General features: G+C 44.7%; 14 protein-coding genes and 1 tRNA gene. 8 read left to right on the forward strand and 7 right to left on the reverse strand.

The annotated features are described in order from the left end of the window. Positions 1-286: 286 nt before the first annotated feature. Complete coding sequence (locus JFC07_RS03635) at positions 287-2329, reverse strand: mechanosensitive ion channel family protein (RefSeq protein WP_225211655.1); 2043 nt, start codon at positions 2327-2329, stop codon at positions 287-289. 165 nt (positions 2330-2494) lie between these two features. Further along, on the reverse strand, positions 2495-3955 hold the full coding sequence (gene cysS, locus JFC07_RS03640) for a cysteine--tRNA ligase (protein WP_191691592.1): 1461 nt from the start codon (positions 3953-3955) through the stop codon (positions 2495-2497). Between the two features lie 250 nt (positions 3956-4205). On the opposite strand from cysS, the gene JFC07_RS03645 reads away from it, so the two are divergent. After that, complete coding sequence (locus JFC07_RS03645) at positions 4206-4805, forward strand: cob(I)yrinic acid a,c-diamide adenosyltransferase (protein ID WP_191691590.1); 600 nt, start codon at positions 4206-4208, stop codon at positions 4803-4805. Between the two features lie 135 nt (positions 4806-4940). Here JFC07_RS03645 and JFC07_RS03650 read toward each other — a convergent pair whose 3' ends face one another. Next, entirely contained in the window at positions 4941-5909 is a 969-nt protein-coding gene (locus JFC07_RS03650) for a hypothetical protein (RefSeq protein ID WP_191691582.1), read from the reverse strand. Between the two features lie 383 nt (positions 5910-6292). On the opposite strand from JFC07_RS03650, the gene JFC07_RS03655 reads away from it, so the two are divergent. The 7 genes from JFC07_RS03655 (at position 6293) to JFC07_RS03685 (ending at position 15664) form a co-directional block, all read left to right on the forward strand. Then, positions 6293-7021, forward strand: coding sequence for a glycerophosphodiester phosphodiesterase (locus tag JFC07_RS03655; protein WP_191691580.1), 729 nt, complete (start codon positions 6293-6295; stop codon positions 7019-7021). A 302-nt stretch (positions 7022-7323) separates the two neighbouring features. After that, the gene (locus tag JFC07_RS03660; protein ID WP_225211654.1) at positions 7324-8721 is read left to right on the forward strand and encodes an acyl-CoA desaturase; all 1398 of its coding nucleotides are present in this window, start codon (positions 7324-7326) and stop codon (positions 8719-8721) included. A 289-nt stretch (positions 8722-9010) separates the two neighbouring features. Then, entirely contained in the window at positions 9011-10477 is a 1467-nt protein-coding gene (locus JFC07_RS03665; protein WP_191691578.1) for a protein adenylyltransferase SelO, read from the forward strand. Positions 10478-10817: 340 nt separating this feature from the next. After that, positions 10818-13139, forward strand: coding sequence for an NADP-dependent malic enzyme (locus tag JFC07_RS03670; protein WP_191691576.1), 2322 nt, complete (start codon positions 10818-10820; stop codon positions 13137-13139). 162 nt (positions 13140-13301) lie between these two features. Then, positions 13302-14501 (forward strand): tRNA nucleotidyltransferase/poly(A) polymerase-related protein, encoded by a 1200-nt coding sequence (locus JFC07_RS03675; RefSeq protein ID WP_191691574.1) that lies wholly within the window; start codon positions 13302-13304, stop codon positions 14499-14501. A 182-nt stretch (positions 14502-14683) separates the two neighbouring features. Continuing rightward, complete coding sequence (locus JFC07_RS03680) at positions 14684-15496, forward strand: pteridine reductase (RefSeq protein ID WP_198328143.1); 813 nt, start codon at positions 14684-14686, stop codon at positions 15494-15496. 91 nt (positions 15497-15587) lie between these two features. Beyond that, positions 15588-15664: transfer RNA gene (locus JFC07_RS03685), tRNA-Ile, on the forward strand. A gap of 396 nt (positions 15665-16060) precedes the next feature. On the opposite strand, the gene JFC07_RS03690 is transcribed toward JFC07_RS03685, so the two are convergent. The 4 genes from JFC07_RS03690 to JFC07_RS03705 form a co-directional block, all read right to left on the reverse strand. After that, entirely contained in the window at positions 16061-17743 is a 1683-nt protein-coding gene (locus JFC07_RS03690; protein ID WP_198328144.1) for an NAD-dependent malic enzyme, read from the reverse strand. Between the two features lie 359 nt (positions 17744-18102). Next, positions 18103-19161 carry a CaiB/BaiF CoA transferase family protein gene (locus JFC07_RS03695; protein WP_198328189.1) on the reverse strand — a complete coding sequence of 353 codons (1059 nt, stop codon included), beginning with the start codon at positions 19159-19161 and terminating at the stop codon, positions 18103-18105. Between the two features lie 4 nt (positions 19162-19165). Beyond that, entirely contained in the window at positions 19166-21349 is a 2184-nt protein-coding gene (locus tag JFC07_RS03700) for a 3-hydroxyacyl-CoA dehydrogenase NAD-binding domain-containing protein (protein ID WP_198328145.1), read from the reverse strand. Between the two features lie 57 nt (positions 21350-21406). Continuing rightward, positions 21407-22615: an acetyl-CoA C-acetyltransferase gene (locus tag JFC07_RS03705; protein ID WP_198328146.1), complete on the reverse strand. Its 1209-nt coding sequence runs from the start codon at positions 22613-22615 to the stop codon at positions 21407-21409. Positions 22616-22639: the final 24 nt, after the last annotated feature.

Below are 22639 nucleotides of genomic sequence, written 5' to 3' on the forward strand. Positions count from 1 at the left end.
AATAAAGCGGCTAGAATTGTGAAAAAACCATGAGGAACAAACCTTAAATACGGATATCACTCGGCATGTTATCTGTTTATCAGCGGTAATAAAATGCTTAGGAAAGTAGAATTGCTAATACTGCGCTTCTAAACCTTCTAACATCTGATTACCCGACGCTTAATAACTGAATTATCCCTTAAAAATAACGCCATATTATAACAAATAAAGCAAGCCTTCGCATAACATATTTGTCAGCTTATTTTGCCAGATGATGCCTTTATTTTGCCATGCTCTTACATCCTTACTATGTTTCTGTTTTAACGATAAAACGTTCCGCTGGTAGATAATCCTTTTGTTCACTATATAAGTAGCTTAGCATTCGCTCACGCACTTCACATTCAAGTAACCAAGCATTGAGCGGGCTATCGGACGCTTGGCTACAGCGTAGCTTGATAGTAGTCTCTGTTACCGATACCGTATACATCTCAGGCTCGGTATCACTATCCCATAGCTCACTGTCTTTGACCAGCTCAATATATTTTTGTCGTATCGCTTCGATATCAGCGCCATAATCGACATATAAATAAATCACTGAGATTTGATGCGACTCGGTATGTGACCAGTTTTCTACAATCTCAGTGATAAAATGCCGCATCGGTACAATCAAGCGGCGCTCATCCCAGGTTTTTAGTACCGCATAGGTATAACCCAAATCCTCGATTGTGCACCACTCGCCTTCCATCATCACCGTATCACCGATACGCACCGGCTGCGTAATGGCGACTTGCATGCCTGCGATGATATTACCCAAGATAGGCTGGGCAGCAATACCTATCACCGCACCCGCAATACCTGCCGAGGTAAGTAAGGTTTTACCCAAACCATCAATATTGGTAAATTCACTCAAACCTATCCAAATACCGCCTAAAATCATCACAAAGATAAAGACGCGGCGAAAAATAGACACATAGGTGCGGCGACTGCGGCCTTTATCAAACTGCTCTTCGCTCAAATTCTCGATTTGCAAATCTTTATAACGATTGGCAAAGAAATTAATGGCGCGTGTACCCAGCCACATGGCGCTTAGCACCAGCCCAATCCAAATAATGGGGCGTGTCGATGAGGCAAGCGCATCTAAGTAAGGAAAACCGCCCGATACCAAGGTATAAACCGCGGAAAAACTGATGGTAAACGTCAAAGGCACGGTCAGCTTATTGACCAAGTCTTCGACTCCGTTATGATGAATGGTAGCGAGCCGATTGCCCTCTTTGTCTAAAACGTACCAATTGAGCAGTTTACCAGCCGCTTTACTGAGCAACCAACCGGCGCCCATGGTAAAAGAAAAGAATAAAAATAACGCGATGAATTCCCAAATGGCAATGCCAAAGACTTTTAATTTGGTCCAGTCGGGCAAATAACGCTCAAACTTGGCAGGCTGATATTGCTCATACAGCTTATTGATATTGGCGACCGTTTGCGCAGAAAACACCCAAAAAGGCGGGCTGTCATCGATACGTACGCGCTCAAGATGCAGCGGCACACGGCGATCACGATAGTCGATATAACCCAACTGGATTGAGCGCCGAGGGATGCCTTGGATACTATTATTGCTACCAAGCGGCGGTTCTATCAAACCATCAGGACGGTCGGGCAACTTATCAAACGCATACAGCTTTTTTTCCATCAATAAAAAATCGAGCTGTTTGGCAAGCTCTATTGCTTGATTACGCTGCAACTCCTCGTCAATCAAGTTCATATTGAGCGCATAAGCAGCCAAATCATATTGCTGCTTGATAACTGCCGATTGAAAAAACTCTAGTGTTGCCAGTGGTGTCGATAAATTCGGTGGCTCAGATAGTGGCGGCAAGCCGACATTGAGCTTATTTAAGGCATAATAACTTTCGTTATAGTCGCCAGTCAGACCGGAATCACCCTGTAATACCCCCGCTTGCTGTTCGGTTTTTTTCTCAAACGGACTAATGACCTCTTCGGCAAGCGCAGAGACACTGACGCCCTCTTTTTTGATCTTATCGATCCGTTGCGATGCATAGTCAACAATGTTTTCTGGCGCCTCGCTGATTGGCGCAGGTGTTTCGTTTTGATTGTTGATCGTTGAATTTTCATTCGCTGAATGACTAGCCGCATAAGCTGGCAGATAGACAATACTTAGGATAATAACGGAAATACTGAAAATAAAATGACGTATGTTCAAATGCCTCACGGTTAATTTCTGCCTACCTTTAATAGTATCTAGACTCTTACAACCAGAAACACCAGCGTCGCCCCTATTGCCCATATACGGAGCTTGGGTATTTTTAGCCATCAAAGACTGAGAGGAATGTTTCATACGTTAAGGTTCTAGGCTGATTAATGAAATGATTTAGTAGAGTTAAGCATTAATTTTGAATATAAGATAAAGCTAATGCACTGAACCAAAAAAAGCCAGCATAAAGCTGACTTAATTTGAGGGTAAAATGTTAATTGATACAATTGCTTATAGCAAGAATACGATTTAAGCACGGCGCCAAGTCGTACCCGCACGGCTGTCTTCAAGCTCAATTCCCGCCTCTTTTAACTGCTCACGTATCTCATCAGCACGGACAAAGTTTTTGTTGGTTTTGGCATCGGCACGCTCGGTGATTAATCCATCGATAGCGTCATCGGACAAACCGCCTTCTTGCGCCTCACCCACGACCGCTTGCAAAAACTGCTGTACCGGCAGCTGCAATATATTTAGCGTCTGCGCCAAGGCTTTCAGCTGCTGCGCCAATTGCCATGCAAGCTCTACCTCTTCACCTTTAATCGCTTTATTAATATCACGTGCCAGCCCAAATAATACGCTGATTGCCGTTGAGCTATTAAAATCATCATTCATGGCTTTGATAAAGTCTTGTCCTGCCGCGCTATCATAAGCAGAGTTGGTGAGCGCATCATCGATAATGAGTGCTTGTCCTTTTTGCTGTTCAGCCGCTTTTAATGCTTGATACAATCTGCTTAGGCTATTGTGCGCTTCATCTAAGGCTTTGTCTGAGAAGTTGACTTGGCTGCGATAGTGACTCGATAACAAGAAAAAGCGCACCGTTTCAGAATGATACTTGGCAATCACATCGCGAATGGTAAAGAAGTTATTCAGCGATTTGGACATCTTTTCGCCATCGACATTGATAAAACCAACGTGCATCCAATTACGTGCGTATTCGCAGCCCGTCGCCGCTTCCGATTGTGCTATCTCGTTTTCATGATGCGGAAACTGTAAATCATGACCGCCGCCGTGAATATCAAAAGTATCACCAAGGCATTTGGTTGACATCGCCGAGCATTCGATATGCCAGCCCGGACGTCCTTGACCCCACGGCGATGCCCATTGTGGCTCACCAGGTTTCGCCGCTTTCCACAGGACAAAGTCAAACGGATTGCGCTTGTCATTTTCGACATCGACGCGCGAGCCCGCTTGCATATCGTCCAAATTGCGCTTGGATAATTTGCCATAATCAGGGAAGCTATCGACCGCATAATAGACATCGCCATTATCGCCAGCGTAAGCGTAATCATTACTGACCAAATTGCCAATCATCTGCTGCATCTCGTCGATATAATCGGTCGCGCGTGGCTCAGCATCGGGTGCTAAGCAGCCAAGGGCCGCAAAATCTTCATGCATCGCTGTGATAAAACGCTGTGTTAATGCGCCAATCTCTTCGCCGTTTTCGGCTGCGCGAGCGATGATTTTGTCATCTATATCGGTGATATTCCGCACATAATTAACCTCATAGCCCAATTGTTTCAGCCAGCGTACCACCATATCAAAAGCAACCATCATCCGCGCATGACCGATATGACAATAATCATAGACCGTCATTCCGCACACATATATGCCGACTTTACCCGCAACCAGCGGCTTAAATACCTGCTTGCGTCCGTTAAGTGAGTCATAAATGGCAAGCTGAGACATCGCGTCTGCAAGAGGTGTGGTCATAGTAAAAAAGCCTTTTGATAAAAAAAATAAGAGTGAAACGAAAATATTCTTACTGCACACTTAGATAATGAAAACGCTTATTTATAACAATATTTAGCGTCATTATCATTTTAAGGGAAACAGCGATATAAAACTTAACCCATTATCTTAGCGAAAATGCTCGTAAAATACTACAATGAGCGCATAACTAACATTCGCAATGCTAAAAAATACTGACTTTTTAATAAACACTAACCTTTAAGGATAAAACATGGGCAATCGTTTAAGCAAAATATATACACGTACTGGCGATGACGGTACTACAGGCATGGCAGATGGCAGCCGCGTGAGTAAAGCGGACAATCTATTTAGCGTCATGGGTGATGTCGACGAGCTTAACTCACATATTGGTTTGGTACGCGCGCAGTTGACGCAAAACTCGACTGACGCGACAAAAGAAGCCGACTTTGCCCAAGCCTTAGTGATTATTCAGCATCTGCTATTTAATATTGGTGGCGAGCTTGCCATGCCAGAATATGAAGGCGTGAATAGCGCGCACATTGCATGGTTAGAGCAACAGATTGACGCGATGAATAGCACCTTGCCGGCGCTAAAAGATTTTATCCTACCGACAGGTTCAGTGTTGGTCAGTCAATTGCATGTGGCACGTACCGTCTGTCGCCGTGCTGAGCGTCAAGCGGTGCTATTGCAGCAGCAGCGCTCCGAGGCCATTCGTCCAACGGCAGTTAGCTTTATCAATCGCTTGTCTGATTGGCTGTTTGTCGCTGCGCGTTTTTGCACCGACCCTGAGCAAGTTTCTGAAGTGCTATGGGACAGTCAAGTATTACAAAAATTCGCTGAGAATAAATAGTTTAGCTTTTACTGACTGCTAAAAATTAACCGCTAAAAATCCATTCAAGCAAAAAGCCCGCGACTTACGATAGTTGCGGGCTTTTGAATTTCAAACGCTAGGCTTAAACAATAGAAACTGACTTCTTATAAATAATTAATAAGTCGCGTCTTTATCTTCGATAATCACCATATCGATACTGTCATCTTTAGGGACTGACTTAGGTGCAGCTGGAGTCGCAGGCGCTGTAGTACTAGGCGTTGGGGCAGCTTGGTTATTGCTTTGATTATCCTGATTACTCGTGTTCTGGCTACTGTTTTGACTGCTGCTATTTTGATTGACAGTCGGTGGCGTAGCTGGCTCAGCTGGACGTACAGGGGCCGCTGGCGTTACCGGTCTTGGTTGGCGAGTTTGGTTTTCGGTATTGTTTTGTGCCGCTTGACGGCGGCGTTCGGCTGCTTGCGCGGCACGCTGCTCTTCTAGCGCTGTCTGAAAGGCTGAGCCTGCCACTACTTCTGATACCACGGTCAGCAGTGCTGGCTGTCCAGCGATACGCGTACGTACTTGACCGCCTTGGGTACCAACAACATACGTAAAGGCATCGTCAACGAGCATGTTATTATTGATACGGATATTATCATTGGCTAGGCGTGATTGTAAGCTTGGCTGATTGTTAGCGGATTGCAGCTGGCTGGCTTGGTATAAGTCTTCACTTGGCAGAGTCATGCTGACACTCGCCTGACAGGTAGTCATACCATTATCATTTGTAGCTTGTAATACCGCAGCGTTTTGTACATCGATGACGATACCATTGGTTTTACCACTGACAACGCCACCATTTAAAGCAATTTCAGCATCGTTAGCGTAACTTGCTGCCAAGGTTTGCGCTTGTTGATTGAGCGTATTTTTTAAGGCTGATTTGAGGCGATCTTGTACCATTGGATCATCACAACTTACCGCTGTAGCAGCAGCGTTTTCGTTAGTGGCGGCCTCTTCGGTTAGCTCGGCAGTTTCTGTGGTCTCTTCTTTTTCTGAGCGGTTACAGCCTGTAAGTACCAAACTACAGGCGATACCAATACCAGCAACCTTATACCACTTGCTCAAACTCTTATTTGCTACGCTCATCTTTTTTTGCTCCAATTTCCTGATTCGTACCGCCAATGACGGCCAGTGTTTTAACATTCAAAAACTTACACGCGCATCATGACATTTAAATGGTAACGACGGTATAGTAAAGATTGCCATGCAATTTTTGAAAACCACGTTATTATACGGCGTTTGATTTAAATGGTCATCAGTGTAGCCTATTGATATACAAATAACGTCCAACATTGTGTACAAAACCTTGCTTTGGTTGCAAAAAAGCTACAAAGACATATTTTATGTCGTGGCTGCAACTCATAACTACACTATCTAAGTAATGCTTCTGTTCTCAGATAAATATTTTATTAGACCCCATTTTGCAGAGACGATATGATAGCGATAAGAATTTTTGATAGCTATTAATAATGATAAATTTTAAAAATACCCTTTTATTGGGCCATCGCGGCGCACGCGGTGAAGCGCTAGAAAACACCTTAGCAGGCTTTAAAGTGGCGCAAAACCTACAAAGCGCGGGTTTGATAGGCGTTGAATTTGATGTGCAATTAAGCGCCGATGGTCACTTGCTGGTCTTTCATGATGATAATTTACTACGCATGTGCGCCCAACAATCCTGCATTGACCAGTTGAGTCTTGCCGAGATTGGGCGCTATTTGCAGTCCGGTCATCAGATTACCCCTTTGGCCGAAATAGCATCCGTGCTAAAAGGTTTTGGCTATATTGAGCTTGAAATTAAGACGCATGAGCGCACGGATTACGGCAAATTAATAAAGGCATTAATGCAAGATTTAATCGATAGTCCTCTTGCCAGCTTGCCTATAGCGCTGACCAGCTTCGATGTCGAATTACACGCAAGGCTGCAACGCAATAAAACCTTACAACACATTCCGCGTGGCTTACTGATTCGCACCCCTAAAACTTTGCTAAGCGCACCGCAAACTGCCCTGCAACTTGGCTGCGTCCAGCTAGGTATTCACTATCTATTGCTGACTCAAGCAGTCATTAAGCACTGTCATCGTTATCACTTACCAGTCAGCGCGTGGACCGTCAATGATAGCGAAACGATTAAACAACTTATTACGTGGCAAGTCGACGTCATCATCACCGATTATCCAACCTATTTTCTCACGCGCTAAGTAAGTGAACTTCTTACCTATCTTTTTGTCATATTTCAAAAAACTTGCTTGAAAATGGCTTAAAAAAGCCAGCTAATTAATTGGCTCGATAGTCATTTATACATTTCTATCGCACACATATTTATCTTTTTACTTACACTATCACTTAATTGCTGATAAGTAAGGGATTATTTGGGTTAATCACTACCATAACTCCTACAAGTTATTGTTATTTAGCAATATTTTTCTAGTGTATAACTGTTCACTTTACTAGTCTTTTAGGGTAATATGGAGGCTGAAATTAATATCATTAGGAATATTACATGATTGCTAAAAAAGTAATAGGCTTACCACTTAAGGGCTTGCGTTTCGCCATGAAGTCGGGTGATACGCTTATACAGCATGCTGGCACTCAGGCGCTGCGCGTGAAGACGTGGCTTGATACTGGCAAAAGCAAAACTGATGAGGCTGCCGATACGCAGTTTGCGACGACGAGCGGTTATAAAGATGCCAATGCAGTCGCTAACTATGAGGGTATCGATCCGCTTGAGCTTGAATTTCAAAAGTCGCCAATCAACTTGGTTCCAGCGATTTTTCTAATTGCGACGCCTATTGCTGCTGCCGTCATTACGCCATGGTACCTGTTGACCCATCAAGTTAGTGCGCCGGTTTGGGGTGTATTTGGTGCCTTTATGGTGTGGACCGGTATTAGTATCACTGCAGGCTATCACCGCCTATTGTCGCATCGCGCTTATAAAGCCCATCCCTTGGTAAAAAACTTCCTATTACTTGGCTCAACCCTTGCGGTTCAAGGCTCTGCCTTTGACTGGGTATCAGGCCACCGTACGCATCATCGTCATGTTGATGACCGCATGGAAGATCCTTATTCAGCAAGACGTGGTTTTTGGTTCAGTCATATCGGTTGGATGTTACGCAATTATCCTAGTGGTCGCTTTGATTATAAAAACATTCCTGATTTGACCAAAGATAAAGTGCTACAGATTCAGCATAAATACTATGGTTTATGGGTACTGGCTACCAACGTTGCGATGGTTGCGGCAGTTGGTTGGTTAATCGGTGACGTTTGGGGCACGCTCGTATTGGCAGGTCTACTGCGTTTGGTGCTGACCCACCACTTTACCTTCTTTATTAACTCGCTATGCCACATGTTTGGTACGCGTCCTTATACGGATACCAATAGTGCACGCGATAACTTTTTCCTTGCTATCTTTACGTGGGGTGAGGGTTATCATAACTATCATCACTTCTTCCAATACGACTATCGTAATGGCGTGAAATGGTGGCAATATGATCCAACTAAATGGCTTATCTTGGGCTTATCTAAACTTGGGCTAACCAGTGAATTACGCACGGTTGACGACACCACCATTAAGCATGCTGAAGTGCAAATGCAGTTCAAAAAGGCTCAACAGCAGATTGATAGTGTTACTGCGAACGGTCTAGATATTCCACATGCGATGAAGAGTTTCCAAGATCGTATCAAGTTTGAATACGAAGCCTTTACGCAAACGGTCGAAGAATGGCAAGCGCTAAAAGCCAAAACTATTGAGCTAAAAAAGACCGAGTTTGCTGATCGCCTGCATGAAGTTGAAGAGATGCTAAAGCACGACTATGCCAAAGTTGAGCAAAAAATACTGGCGCATAATAGCAATCTAAAAACGGCGTTTCGCTCTATCGGTCAAAGTCCAAAAGCCGCTTAAGCCTTTATAGATTTATTGTTTTACTTTTTATTGTACGTTTCTCCTGCCCTCTATCTGTAAAGATAGGGGGCTTTTTTCGGCCATGAGTTGTGCGCTACTCGTTTACGCACTCATTATTTCTGCTCACTCATTGTTTATACAGCAATTACAAGAGATGGACAGAGTGAAACGCGGCATTATTAAGGCTATGCTATAGTAAGTTTATTACTCTCTTTAAACACTTTCATTACTCGCTTTTAACCTTAAGTTTTTATATTAAAAATACATACCTCTATATTGGAACGCACCTATGCGCTATCAAAATACTTACGTCACATTAGATACTCGCCTTTATCATGAACAGCAGCCGACACCGCTTGACAATCCGCGCGCTGGTCACTTTAACACCGAAGTTGCCAAGCAATTAGGCTGGCTCGATGACGATGAGCTGATGGCGCGTTGGGTTGAAATATTAGGGGGTCAATACGTGCCAGCTGAGTTTCGACCGCTGTCCATGGCCTATGCTGGTCACCAGTTCGGACAGTGGGCCGGACAATTGGGCGATGGGCGCGGTTTACTCATGGCGCAAGTGCTCGATAATAATGATAAATTACAAGATTTACATTTAAAGGGCATTGGTCTGACCCCCTACTCTCGCATGGGCGATGGGCGCGCGGTGTTACGTAGTACCATTCGCGAGTATTTATGCGGACATGCGTTGACGCAGCTTGGCATTCCTTCGTCTAATGCTTTAGGATTTGTGGTGTCTGATACACGTGTCCGCCGTGAGCGTATGGAAGCAGGCGCGGCATTGATGCGCGTCGCTGACAGTCATATTCGCCTCGGTCATGTTGAGTGGATTGCAAGCTTTGCGCCCGACTTACTTGGCGAGTTTACCGACTATATGATTGATACATACTATCCAGAATGCCGTGATAGTGAAGCGCCTGTCTTAGCATTTTTACAAGCGGTGGTTGAGCGAACCGCACGTATGATTGCCGATTGGCAATTGATTGGCTTTGCCCATGGGGTGATGAATACTGATAACTTATCGATTACGGGCAGTACCTTAGACTTTGGTCCGTTTGGTTTTATGGAGCGCTTTAACCCTGCGTGGATTAACAATCACTCCGACCATACTGGTCGTTATGCCTATCAAAACCAACCTGCTATCGGTCATTGGAACTTAAATATTTGGCTCCCGCACTTTATGCGCTTAAATGGTGTAACACGCGATACCTTGGCTGATTGCCTAGCGCCGTATGAAGCGACCTTTATGCAGCATTACCAGCAAGGACTCTGCCGTAAGCTTGGGCTGCCTCACACTAAAGAAAGTTTGACCCTTGCTTTTGAGTGGTTAACCTTGTTAGAAGACAATTTGCTCGACTATAGCAACAGTTTCCGCGCGCTATTGGGTTTGGTCGCGCCAAATGAATATCCGTATGAGCAAGAATTGCTGGCAAAAATGACTGCTGAGTTTAATAATGAGGCACAGCACGTTTGGCAACAGTGGTCAACAAGGTATTTAGCAGCGCTAGAGCCGTTATCTAGCGAAGCCTCTATTGAACAAATGCATAGCAATAATCCGGTTTATGTACTACGTAATAGTGTGGCACAGCGGGCGATTACGGTGGCGGAACAAGGCCAATTTGAAGAGTTAAATCGAGTCTTTGACTTACTTGCCAATCCTTACAACGTCCAAGACATCGCCACTGAGCTCGATACCATGCCGCCCGCGCCACATGCGCCGCAAATGCCAATCAGCTGTTCTTCGTAAGAGAATACGGACAAGCTGCTATTCTGTAATGTTTTGAAACATTAGGCAATTATGGTTGATATCGAGGGGCGTTTTTTGCCATTATCAAACAGCGAAATAACGAATATCATTTTATTATATTATTCACCTAATTGAGATGACTTGACTAGGCAGTGAAATACCAATAGTGCTAGAATAACGCTTCCTGTGAGATTGCTGTTTTTACGCTGATGTCTAGTCGCCGAGCACGACCTTTTTAGTATAAATGTGCCTTAATTATCATAGTCATGATAATGAAGCATAGACATTGGTTTTTATCACCATTTACTTTATTCCAATTATTCCAACCATGGCAATTATTATGAATGACGATATCACTTTGAATACGGACACCCCTACTACGGAAAAAGAGCAGTTTGAACAATCTGCCTTACACTACCATGAGTTTCCGCGCCCCGGTAAAATCTCAGTTACGCCTATCAAGCAACTGGCCAACCAACGTGATTTGGCACTTGCTTACTCTCCAGGGGTTGCGATACCTTGTCTTGAGATTCAAAGAGATCCAGCGTTAGCGGCTAAATATACTGCTCGTAGCAACTTGGTTGGCGTGATAACCAACGGTACTGCGGTGCTTGGTTTAGGGAATATTGGTCCATTGGCCTCTAAACCTGTCATGGAAGGTAAAGGGGTTTTATTCAAAAAATTTGCTGGTATTGACGTTTTTGATATTGAAATTGCCCAAAATGATCCAGATAAGTTCATCGAAGCCGTCGCCTCGCTTGAGCCTACTTTTGGTGGTATTAACCTTGAAGACATCAAAGCCCCAGAATGTTTCAAAATCGAGCGCGAATTGCGTGAGCGCATGAACATTCCGGTATTCCATGATGACCAGCACGGTACCTCAATCATTGTTGCCGCAGCGATGCTAAACGCTTTACTTATCACTGGCAAAAAAATCGAAGAGATTAAAGTGGTCTGCTCTGGCGCAGGTGCGGCAGCTATATCTTGCTTGGATATCATTTGTGCGCTTGGCGTAGATAGAAACAATATCTTTGTATCAGATTCACGCGGTATCATTACCACCAGCCGTGAAAACCTTGATGAAACCAAGCAGCGTTATGCGCGCAATACTACCGCCACTACCATCGAAGAAGTGATGGATGATGTCGATATGTTCTTAGGCCTATCAATGCCTGGCACCTTAACTGAAGACATGGTGCGCCGTATGGCAAAAGACCCAATCGTCTTTGCCCTTGCCAACCCAACGCCTGAAATCATGCCAGAAGTGGCGCACGCCGTACGTCCAGACGTTATCATGGCAACCGGTCGCTCAGATTATCCAAACCAAGTAAACAACGCGCTATGCTTCCCTTATATCTTCCGCGGTGCACTTGACGTTGGGGCGACAGCGGTTAATGAAGAGATGAAAATCGCTTGCGTAAAAGCCATCGCGGCTATGGCGCATGTTGAAGCGACACCAATGAATAACGTGAAAAACGTTGAGAGTACGCCAAGCTTTGGCCGTGATTACCTTATCCCAGGCCCTCTTGAGCCAAACCTAATCATCGAAATCGCCTCTGCGGTTGCCAAAGCGGCGATGGATTCTGGCGTAGCAACCCTGCCTATCTCTGATATGAAAGCCTATCGTCAACGCTTGTCTGAGTTTGTTTATAACTCAGCGTTCGTGATGAAGCCTATCTTTGCCCGCGCGAAAGCCGATCCTAAACGCATTGTTTACTGTGAAGGCGAAGACCGCAACGTACTGCTTGCCGTACAAGTGGTCGTTGATGAGCAATTGGCGCATCCAATCTTGGTTGGTCGCCCTGCCATCATTGAAAAGAACATTGAAAGATTGGCGCTGCGTCTAAAAGATGGCGAAAACATCACCATTATTAATCAAGACGATGATCCACGCTATAAAGACTACTGGCAAGGCTACTACGAGAAAAATAAACGTAATGGTGTCAGTATTGAGCTTGCGCGCCGTGATGTCCGCCGTAAGACTTCTTTAATCGGTGCCCTACTGGTTGAAAACGGTGATGCTGATGGCATGATTTGTGGTACTTTTAGCTACTATCATCTGCATTTAAAATACGTCAGCCGAGTTATCGACAAAAAAGCAGGCGTCAGCGATTTTTATGCGATGAACGCGGTATTGATGCAAGATCGTAATATCTTTATTGCCGACACTTACATCCATGAAGACCCAACGGCTGAGCAGTTGGCTGAAATGACGGTACTTGCAGCCGATCAGTTACGTCACTTTAATATTACGCCGCGTGTGGCTTTGGTTTCGCATTCAAACTTTGGTACCTCAGACCGCGAAAGCGCAGTAAAAATGCGTCGAGTGTATGAGCTACTGACAGAAATGAATGTGGACTTTGACTTCGACGGTGAGATGCAAGGGGATGCAGCACTTGATGAGCATATCCGTGCCAATGACTTACCATCAAGCAACCTAAAAGGCTCAGCAAACTTGCTTATCTTGCCAACGCTTGATTCAGCAAATATTGCTTTCAACCTACTAAAAACGGCAACTGGCAGTGCGTCTATTGGACCTATTTTGCTAGGCGCGAGCAAACCTGTGCATATCCTAACTCCATCAGCGACAGCACGCCGTGTGGTCAATATGACAGCGCTTGCAGTTACTGAAGCTCAAGACTTAATCAATGAGCAAAAATAGTCGTTTATGTCATATATAAACGCCTTATTACGACGGTCTTCTAGCGTTCATTTATAGAAACCGTCTGCTATACTAAAACCAGTCAATACTTATATCGGTGTTGACTGGTTTTTTTTGGGTAGAATAATATGGCAAATATTGAATAATTATAAAGAGACTATTATGCAAGTGTATCTCGTCGGCGGCGCTGTCCGTGACCAATTATTGGGTCGTCCTATCAAAGACAAGGATTTTGTCGTCGTTGGCGCGACGGTCGCAGATATGCTGGATGCAGGATTTCAGCAAGTGGGCGCAGACTTTCCAGTATTTTTGCATCCTATTAGTCATGAAGAGTATGCGCTGGCGCGTACAGAACGCAAACAAGGGCGGGGCTATCAAGGCTTTAGCGTACATGCCAGCCCTGATGTGACGTTACGTGAAGACTTACAACGTCGCGACTTGACCGTCAACGCTATGGCAATAGAAGTTAAAAGCCTTATGGATGATACGCCGATAAGTGGCGACGTTGTCGATTACTATGGCGGTTTGAACGACATTCATAGCAAAACCTTGCGTCATGTATCAAGCGCGTTTAGTGAAGACCCATTACGGGTACTGCGCACCGCCCGTTTTTATGGCCGCTATTATGATTTGGGCTTTAGTATTGCCGATGAAACCTTGCTATTGATGCGTGAGTTGGTGCGTTCAGGCGAGCTTGCGCATCTAAGTAGTGAGCGTATTTGGCAAGAATCGAGCCGTGCTATGATGCAAGTATCGCCGCAGGTATATTGGCAACAGCTGTTTGAGATTGGGGCGTTGACGGAGTATTTTGCTCCACTACAGCAAGTTTGGAATGATAAACAGTACGATCAAATACGAGAGATTGTACAAACCGCATTGTATTTCGCCGGTCAAATGCAATTAAATTTATCGCAGCGCTGGGCGTTATTAATGGCCAGTCTGAACACAGATTTATTTACTTTAAACTCTACAGAAACTCTTTCGGTTAATATAGAGGCAGCGGTTAAAGGTATTCATGGGATAGGAAACAGTACAAAGGTGCCAAAAGCGCATAGCCAGTTTGCCACTTTATTTGTGCAGCAAGCGAAAAATCTTAGCCGCATAGACCAGCTGAGCGCCGCCGAGAAAATCGATCTTATTCAAGCTTGTAGCGCTCATAAAGCGCCGGATAAACTGTCGCAGCTTTTGGTCACCAGTCATGTTTTAAAATTGGCGATACAGCACCGCCAAATGATGCTCGCCTTAAATAGCTTTCATGCTATTAGCATGGATAATATTGACCAGAATCTAAAAGGTCCAGCGATTGGCGAAGCATTACGCCAACGTAGAATTGAGCATTTACAAACACAACCTGTCTTGTAGACAAGCACTTTCAACTAGCAATTTATAGTCAGTGCAAAATAAAAGCGACACGTTATAGATTTTTGCGACTGGTATAAATTTTCCTTGCTTGCTGTTATCACAGAGGCTACGAAAAATTCATCCCAGTCGCACTGTATCGATTTTAGAGCAATTCTACTATACATAATAAAAACACCTTTAATATGAACCAAGAATTTAGCTTAAGCCAATCAAAATATTCTAATACCTCAGCGCCCGTAATGGTAGTCACCGGTGGCGCTAAGCGTATTGGTGCAGCTATTGTTCGTGCCGCCCATGAGCAAGGCTACCGCGTCATTATTCATTGTCATCATAGTGAGCAAGAAGCCAATGTCCTAGCGGATGCGCTGAATAACAGTCGCCCTGATAGCGCGGTCGTCATCATCACAGATTTGGCAGTTGTTAATAATAGTCAGACACTACAGCGATTTACTCGCAACATTATGCAAGCTTTTGGCCAGCTTGATGTCCTAGTGCATAACGCCTCTCGCTTTTACCCAAGTCCGCTTGGTAATATCAATCACGCTCAGTGGGATGAATTATTTTTAACCAACGCCAAAGCGCCTTTATTATTAAGCCAAGCCTTATATCCTTATTTAAGGACACAGCAGGGCTGCATCATTAGCCTACTCGATATCCATGCGCATAATAAACCTTTTAAAAATTATGCCGTCTACAATATGGCAAAGGCGGCGCATCGAATGATGGTACAGTCTTTAGCGCTTGATATGGCACCTGAGGTACGCGTCAATGGCGTCGCTCCCGGCGTCAATATCTTGCCAGAAGCAGATAGCGACCAAGCACTTCACCCGCAGCAGCAAAAAAGCATCATCGACTCTATTCCTATGCAGCGGATAGGCAAGCCTGAGGAAATCGCCCATAGTGTGCTTTATTTGGCTCGGGCAAGTTATGTGACTGGTGAAATAATTGCCGTCGATGGTGGTCGTAGCCTGACATTGGCTGGCGGTCATGTTTAGCAGAGAACTAATGTTTTACTAAAAAAATCGGTAATACTTTCTATCTTTTACTTGAAAATATATAAAAATCAGGTATCATTGTGCGTCTAAAGGGCCCATAGCTCAGTTGGTTAGAGCAGAGGACTCATAATCCTTTGGTCGTAGGTTCAAGTCCTACTGGGCCCACCACATTTTAAATCAGGCTTGTTCGCAGCGATGCAGCAAGCCTTTTTTTATGGGAATTTTAGAAATGTCAGAACATATAGGTAGATGGCAAACTATATAGAAATTAATACCATGACGTTGGTATAAAAATAATAAAAAGCTACCTAAGAAACCAAAAAGCCCTCTACGCTATATAAAATAGCGTAGAGGGCTTTTACGATTTTAATGAATGATTGATAACTATAAAAAGACGCCGATGTACCTGCTGAACTAATTGCTTTTTTATGCTAAATCAAATCAGCCGCAACCGACCAACTGTATTTAGCAAATTTCAGTTAGCGTTCAAGCATGGACATGCCCTAGCCTAGAACCAGCTATCTACTATTTATTTATCATTTACCTATAAACACCTTCTAAAAACTAGAAAGAAGTACGACGATAATTGCGATATTCAGGCAACCAAAAATTCGCTTCCAGTCGGCGCTGTAGGTTCTCCGCTGTGATAGGTAATGCCAGCTTATCTTGGACCGCTTGCAGTGCCACTTCATAGGCTATTTTTTTACTGATCTCTTTAATAACTTTAATTGGCGGTAGTATGGCACCGGGCGCTTTTTCGTACTCCATTGATATATCTGCAAGCGCTTGGCTTGCCGCCATTAACATATTGTCGCTGATACCTCTCGCCCTTGCTGCGAGAACACCAAGACCAATACCAGGAAATATATAGCTGTTATTACATTGAGAAACCTCAAAAGACTGACCGTTAAAAGTGGTATGAGCAAAAGGGCTACCCGTTGCGATAATGGCGCGACCACGGCTCCAGTTCATCACTTCTTGCGGTGTGGCTTCCACACGAGAGGTCGGGTTTGAAAGCGGTAGTACAATTGGGTGTTCAGTATTAGCACATAAGGACTCGATCACCTCTTGAGTAAACAAACCTTTTTGTCCACTCACGCCGAACAATACCGTTATTTTTGCTTGTTTCACCACTTGCGCTAAACCGAGTTTTTGACTCTTATCCCAATGTTCAATTGCTGATTGTTTTTGCACCAGTGGCTCTTGGAATTTTTGTAGCTCTGTCATGCTATCGATGAGCAAACCGTAACGGTCAACCATAAATACTTGGCTGCGCGCTTGCTCTTCGGTTAAGCCTTCGCGCTGCATTTGGCGAATGATATGCTCAGCAATACCGCAGCCCGCAGAACCTGCCCCTAAGAAAGCTATTTTTTGCTGACTAAGTTTTTGCCCTTTATTGAGGCACGCGGCAATCAAAGCACCGACCGAAACCGCAGCAGTCCCTTGAATATCATCATTGAAACAGCATAACTGGTCACGATAACGATTTAATAACGGCGTGGCGTTTCCTTGAGCAAAATCTTCAAATTGTAATAAAACCTCTGGCCAACGACGCTTAACGGCTTGAATAAATAAATCGACAAATTCACTGTATTCATCGCCAGAGATGCGTGGATTTCTCCAACCCATATACATAGGATCGTCAAGTAGCTGTTGGTTATTGGTACCGACATCTAACAAAATAGGCAGACAGTAAGCGGGACTAATGCCACCGCAAGCTGTGTACAACGCTAATTTGCCAATTGGAATGCCCATACCACCAATACCTTGGTCGCCAAGACCCAATATACGCTCACCATCAGTGACAACGATTACTTTAACATTCTGTTTGGTGGCGTTTTGCAGCATATCGTCGATTTTATGACGCTCAGGGTAGGAGATAAATAAGCCCCGTTTCCGGCGATAAATTTGCGAGAACTTTTCACAAGCTTGACCAACCGTTGGCGTGTAGATGAGCGGCATGACTTCCTCAATATGCTGCTCAACCAGATGATGAAACAAGGTCTCATTGGTATCTTGTATATTACGCAAATAAATGTGCTTATCCATCGTATTGGTAAATGAACGCAGTTGGTGATAAGCCCGCAGAGACTGCTCTTCAATCGTCTCAATGTTGTGTGGTAATAGCCCTGTTAAATTAAAGCTATCGCGTTCTTCTGATGAAAAAGCACTACCTTTATTCAATAAAGAGGTTTCTAATAGCGCGGGGCCAGCAATAGGAATATATAAGGGACGCTTGTTTGACATAATAAAATCTTCTTATTAAGGACGTATGAGTGAAAACGATGCTAGGGCTGCATTATACCTAGCATCCGCTCATGTTTAACAATAGATAACAAATCATTTTGAGTCAGTACGGCTTTAAACTTGATTGCTTATACATTTGCCTAGAAATACTGCCGTTTTCTCTAAAATTGCATGCAATGAGTCGATTACCGCGCCAATAGTGATAAGTTCATAAAGGGGTTAACGCAAAAGAGGAATGTTTTTTCAGTCGCTTAAGAATGCCGTAGATGCTAAAAATATAATGGCTAAGAGATTAAGTGGCTAAATGATTAAGCTATTAACTGATTCACTAACAATGCTGTTACTTCAGCTTCATTACCTTACTGCCAACCCAGTGTCGCCCCATACTCATCTTGATGGGCAAATAAAGGATGTGCTCTTGCCTCCTCTAAACTCAATACTGGCGTGACGCACACATCGGTAGATGCAAAAACCTGCTGCCAATGGCTTAAAGGCTGATTGGCAAAGGTATCAGCAACCATTTGTGCTGCCTCTTGGCTGCTCTTGGTATTGGGCATAATCCCACGCTGCCAATGCACATCTTTAATTTCAGCCAATTTTAATATTTCACACAGCCCTTGCCAGAATTTTAGCTCTAGTGAACCCACCGCCATATGGCGATCATCGGAAGTTCTATACAACCGATAACAAGGTAATAAACCGCCTAAGAAATCCTGTTGCGGCTCTGGGTTTTTGCCAGAAAAGCTGGCAACCAGTTTTCCAGTCGCTTTTGGCATGACCAGATGCTGATACAAGCTGTGCGTCATACTGACCGCAACGTGGCGACCTTTCCCCGTACGCTGGGCTGCAAATACAGCCGCTAATAGAGCAATCACCGCCGTGTCACTGCCGCCTGCTAAGTCTGCAAACTGAACATTGGGCATTGCCTGCTCGCCATCTGCCGTCTTGAGCTGGTCAAGCACCCCGCTCATCGCCATAAAATTGATATCATGACCGGCTTTATGCGCCCAATCATGAGTGATGCCATCGCTATTAGCCATGCCATAGCCCGTAATCGATACCATGACCAGCTTTGGATTAATGGCATGCAAGGTTTTGGCATCAAGCCCCATGCCTTCTAATACCTCAGGGCGAAAGCTATCGAGCATCACGTCGCTATCCTTGATTTGCGCTTTGATAGTCTCAATACCTTGCGAGTCACGAAAGTCAACTTTTAAAGTGGTTTTGCCATGATTAAGGGCGGTAAACAAATCCCCAAAAGCGCGGGCTGGATCGCCATTGAGTGGTTCAATCTTAATAATGTTCGCGCCTAAGTCCGCAAGCAATCTGGTCGCAAATGGCCCAGGCAGATTGCGCGTTAAATCAATGACGCGCAGCCCTTGTAAGCAGTCTTTCATAGCATCCGCTTGATTAACCATCGATTCAGTCATCTGAGAAAACCTCGCCTTTTGCCGCCATTGCCACTAGTATCTGCGCAGGCTCAAAACGTGCGCCATATTTCTGTGCCAGCTCACGACTACGCGCGACAAATTTATCGACGCCTACTGAGTTGATAAACTGTAGCGTACCCCCTTGGTTTGGCGCAAAACCCCAACCAAAGATAGAGCCGATGTTGGCATCGGCCACCGTACGCACGACGTTTTCTTCATAGCATTTGGCAGTCTCATTGGCTTGCACGTAAAGTAGACGGTCTACCAAGTCTTGCTGCGAGGGCTGCTCATCTGTCGTTTGATACAGTTCAGTGAGCTCAGACCATAGATGTTTTTCACCATTCTCTGGATAATCATAAAAACCTTTAGACACCTTTTTACCTTCGCGGCCAAATTCTTTGACCATTTTTTCTACTACTGACATCGCAGGATGCGGCGTAAAAGTCTTACCTTCTGCCTCCATTGCCTTTTTAGTCTGCTCCATCACGTGTAGTGACAGGCTGAGTGACACCTCATCTTGCAGTGCCAGCGGCGGCATCGGCATACCAGACTTCATACCAGCCACTTCTATACTGCGAGGATGAACACCTTCAGCTAACATGGCAATGCCTTCTGACACATAAGTGCCAAAAACACGTGATGTATAAAATCCGCGGCTGTCATTGACAACGATGGGCGTCTTGCCAATTTGGCCAACATAATCAAAACCTGTTGCTAGCGTGGCATCGTCGGTTTTTTCACCAACGATAATCTCAACGAGTGGCATCTTGTCGACCGGTGAGAAGAAATGCAGACCGATAAACTGGTTCGGGCGTTTGCTGGCTTTAGCAAGCTCAGTGATTGGCAAGGTTGAGGTGTTCGATGCATAAACGGCAGTCTCTGGAATAACGTCTTCAGATTGTCGCGTACATTCCGCTTTAATATCAATGTCTTCAAAAACAGCTTCAATGATTAAATCACAGCCCTCTAAATCATCATAAGACGTGGTGGTCTTGATAAGGTCTAATAATGCTTGTTTTTTGTCCTCTGTTGAACGCCTTCGGCTGATGGCTTTGTCTAACAGCTTAGTAGAGTAGCTTTTGCCTTTTTCGGCACCTTCAATCGCCGTATCGAGCAATACCACTTCCATACCCGCTTTAGCTGAAACGTAAGCGATACCAGCGCCCATCATGCCAGCACCTAAAATACCGACTTTGCTGACTTTAGATCGCTCAAACCCTTGCGGGCGTGATTGTCCTTTTTTAATACTATTGAGCTGCGTCCAAAGGCTATTAATCATGTTTTTGGATACGTCTGATAACACGCAGGCGACAAAAAAACGCGACTCGATTTTAAGGCCGTTGTCGATATCGGTTAAGCAGCCTTCAAACACGCTAGATAAAATATGGGTAATCGCAGGATAGTTGCCGTGGGATTTTTGATTGGCCATCGCTGGGGCCATAGAAAATACTTGCACCATTTTTGGATGATTGCTATCACCGCCTGGGATTTTAAAGCCTTTTTTGTCCCATGGTTGCTGCGCTTTTGGATTGTCATTAATCCATGCTTTCGCCTTACTGATAAGCTCGTCATCGTCATGAGCCACGTCATCGATAAAGCCAATTTCTAGCGCTTGCTGTGGACGCAGCTCTTTACCTTGGGTCATCAGCTCAAGGGCTTTTTGAATACCAATCAAACGCGGTAGACGCTGTGTCCCGCCGCCGCCGGGTAACAAGCCAAGCTTAACTTCTGGCAAACCCAGCTTGGTTGTAGACGAGGTTTTTGGTGAATCGATAGCAATACGATAATGACAGGCTAAGGCAAGCTCAAGACCGCCCCCAAGCGCCGTACCCGTAATAGCAGCAACGACTGGCTTACCTGAAGTTTCAAGTTTACGCAGGCTAGTTTTTAAGTCTTCAACCAGATCAAAGGCTTGCTCGGCCGTTTCAATAGTAGCCAATTGGTCAATATCTGCGCCAACCACAAAGGTTGATTTACCAGACGTTAGAATTAGGCCTTTTGCGTCCTGGTCATTGATAAAAGCATCCGTTATTGTAGCAAAGGCTTCATTAAAGCCCTCTCCAATGACATTCATCTTACGCTCGGTTTGGTCGATAGTGACGGTGATAATTCCATTATCAGATTGGGCAGAAAAATTCTTTAATGCATTGATGGCATCTACGCTATTGGTGCTCATTTTAAATCCTTGTTAATCATCCATAATCATTTTTATAATCGTTTTTGCTAAATGTTTTTATACACGCTCAATGATAGTTGCAATCCCCATACCGCCGCCGACGCATAGCGTAACCATGGCGGTTTTTAAATCGCGGCGCTCAAGCTCATCAAGCACCGTCGTCATTAGCATCGCACCTGTTGCGCCGAGTGGGTGACCCATCGCAATCGCGCCGCCATTAACATTGACTTTATCTAATGAAATACCAAAGTCGCTAGCGGTGTTCATCGGAACAGCAGCAAAGGCTTCGTTTATCTCCCATAGGTCGATATCAAACGCTTGCATACCCGCTTTATCTAGCGCTTTTTTACAAGCTGGTGTCGGACCTGTCAGCATAATAGAAGGTTCTGAGCCAATGACTGCTGCCATAGTAATCTTCGCTCGCGGCTTAAGTCCAGCTTTGTCCCCAGCGGCCGCACTACCGATAAGACATATCGCAGCACCATCGACGATACCTGATGAGTTGCCAGCATGATGCACGTGGTTTACTTTTTCAATCGTGGTGTATTTATCCAAAATAACGCTATCAAAACCCATCTGACCGGGCATAGCAAAAGACGGATTGAGCTTTGCTAAAGTAGTAACATCAGTATTTGGACGAATGGTTTCGTCTTTGTCTAATAGTAATAAACCATTAATATCCTTAACGGGCACCACTGATTTATCAAAATAGCCTTTTTCCCAAGCGGTGGCGGCTCTTCTATGTGACTCAGTGGCAAACTCATCAACATCGCTGCGACTAAAGCCCTTTAGGGTCGCGATAGTATCAGCGCCAACCCCTTGTGGGACAAAACCAGTAGCATCATTAACGCGTGGATCCATATACCAAGCACCGCCATCTGAGCCCATCGGTACGCGGCTCATAGACTCAACGCCGCCCGCTACAACCATGTCCTCCATACCGGACATGACTTTGGCAGCAGCAAGGTTGATAGATTCAAGGCCTGAGGCGCAGTAGCGTGACAATGTCACCCCTGCTACACGTTGATCCCAGCCTGCATCGAGAGCAGCGATACGAGCGATATCTGAGCCTTGCTCACCGACTGGCGTCACACAACCCAGCACGATATCGTCGACGAGGCTGGTATCTAAGTGATGACGCTGCTGCATCTCTTTAAGTAGCGTACGTGTCAACCAAATCGGCGATGCTTGATGCAAAGCGCCATCCTTTTTTCCTTTACCACGAGGAGTGCGGATCGCATCATAGATATAAGCGGTCTGGGTCATAATAAATCCCTTTAATTTTTAAGT

The organism is Psychrobacter faecalis (genome assembly GCF_016107575.1).
GTDB classification, from domain to species: Bacteria; Pseudomonadota; Gammaproteobacteria; order Pseudomonadales; family Moraxellaceae; genus Psychrobacter; species Psychrobacter faecalis.

Bases quoted from the DNA above. Each gene is read 5' to 3' on its own strand.
- JFC07_RS03695 (WP_198328189.1), bottom strand. From the start codon at position 19,161: ATGGTTAATCAAGCGGATGCTATGAAAGACTGCTTACAAGGGCTGCGC.
- cysS (WP_191691592.1), bottom strand. From the start codon at position 3,955: ATGACCACACCTCTTGCAGACGCGATGTCTCAGCTTGCCATTTATGAC.
- JFC07_RS03675 (WP_191691574.1), top strand. From the start codon at position 13,302: ATGCAAGTGTATCTCGTCGGCGGCGCTGTCCGTGACCAATTATTGGGT.
- JFC07_RS03700 (WP_198328145.1), bottom strand. From the start codon at position 21,349: ATGAGCACCAATAGCGTAGATGCCATCAATGCATTAAAGAATTTTTCT.
- JFC07_RS03670 (WP_191691576.1), top strand. From the start codon at position 10,818: ATGAATGACGATATCACTTTGAATACGGACACCCCTACTACGGAAAAA.
- JFC07_RS03665 (WP_191691578.1), top strand. From the start codon at position 9,011: ATGCGCTATCAAAATACTTACGTCACATTAGATACTCGCCTTTATCAT.
- JFC07_RS03705 (WP_198328146.1), bottom strand. From the start codon at position 22,615: ATGACCCAGACCGCTTATATCTATGATGCGATCCGCACTCCTCGTGGT.
- JFC07_RS03660 (WP_225211654.1), top strand. From the start codon at position 7,324: ATGATTGCTAAAAAAGTAATAGGCTTACCACTTAAGGGCTTGCGTTTC.
- JFC07_RS03690 (WP_198328144.1), bottom strand. From the start codon at position 17,743: ATGTCAAACAAGCGTCCCTTATATATTCCTATTGCTGGCCCCGCGCTA.
- JFC07_RS03645 (WP_191691590.1), top strand. From the start codon at position 4,206: ATGGGCAATCGTTTAAGCAAAATATATACACGTACTGGCGATGACGGT.
- JFC07_RS03650 (WP_191691582.1), bottom strand. From the start codon at position 5,909: ATGAGCGTAGCAAATAAGAGTTTGAGCAAGTGGTATAAGGTTGCTGGT.
- JFC07_RS03655 (WP_191691580.1), top strand. From the start codon at position 6,293: ATGATAAATTTTAAAAATACCCTTTTATTGGGCCATCGCGGCGCACGC.
- JFC07_RS03635 (WP_225211655.1), bottom strand. From the start codon at position 2,329: ATGAAACATTCCTCTCAGTCTTTGATGGCTAAAAATACCCAAGCTCCG.
- JFC07_RS03680 (WP_198328143.1), top strand. From the start codon at position 14,684: ATGAACCAAGAATTTAGCTTAAGCCAATCAAAATATTCTAATACCTCA.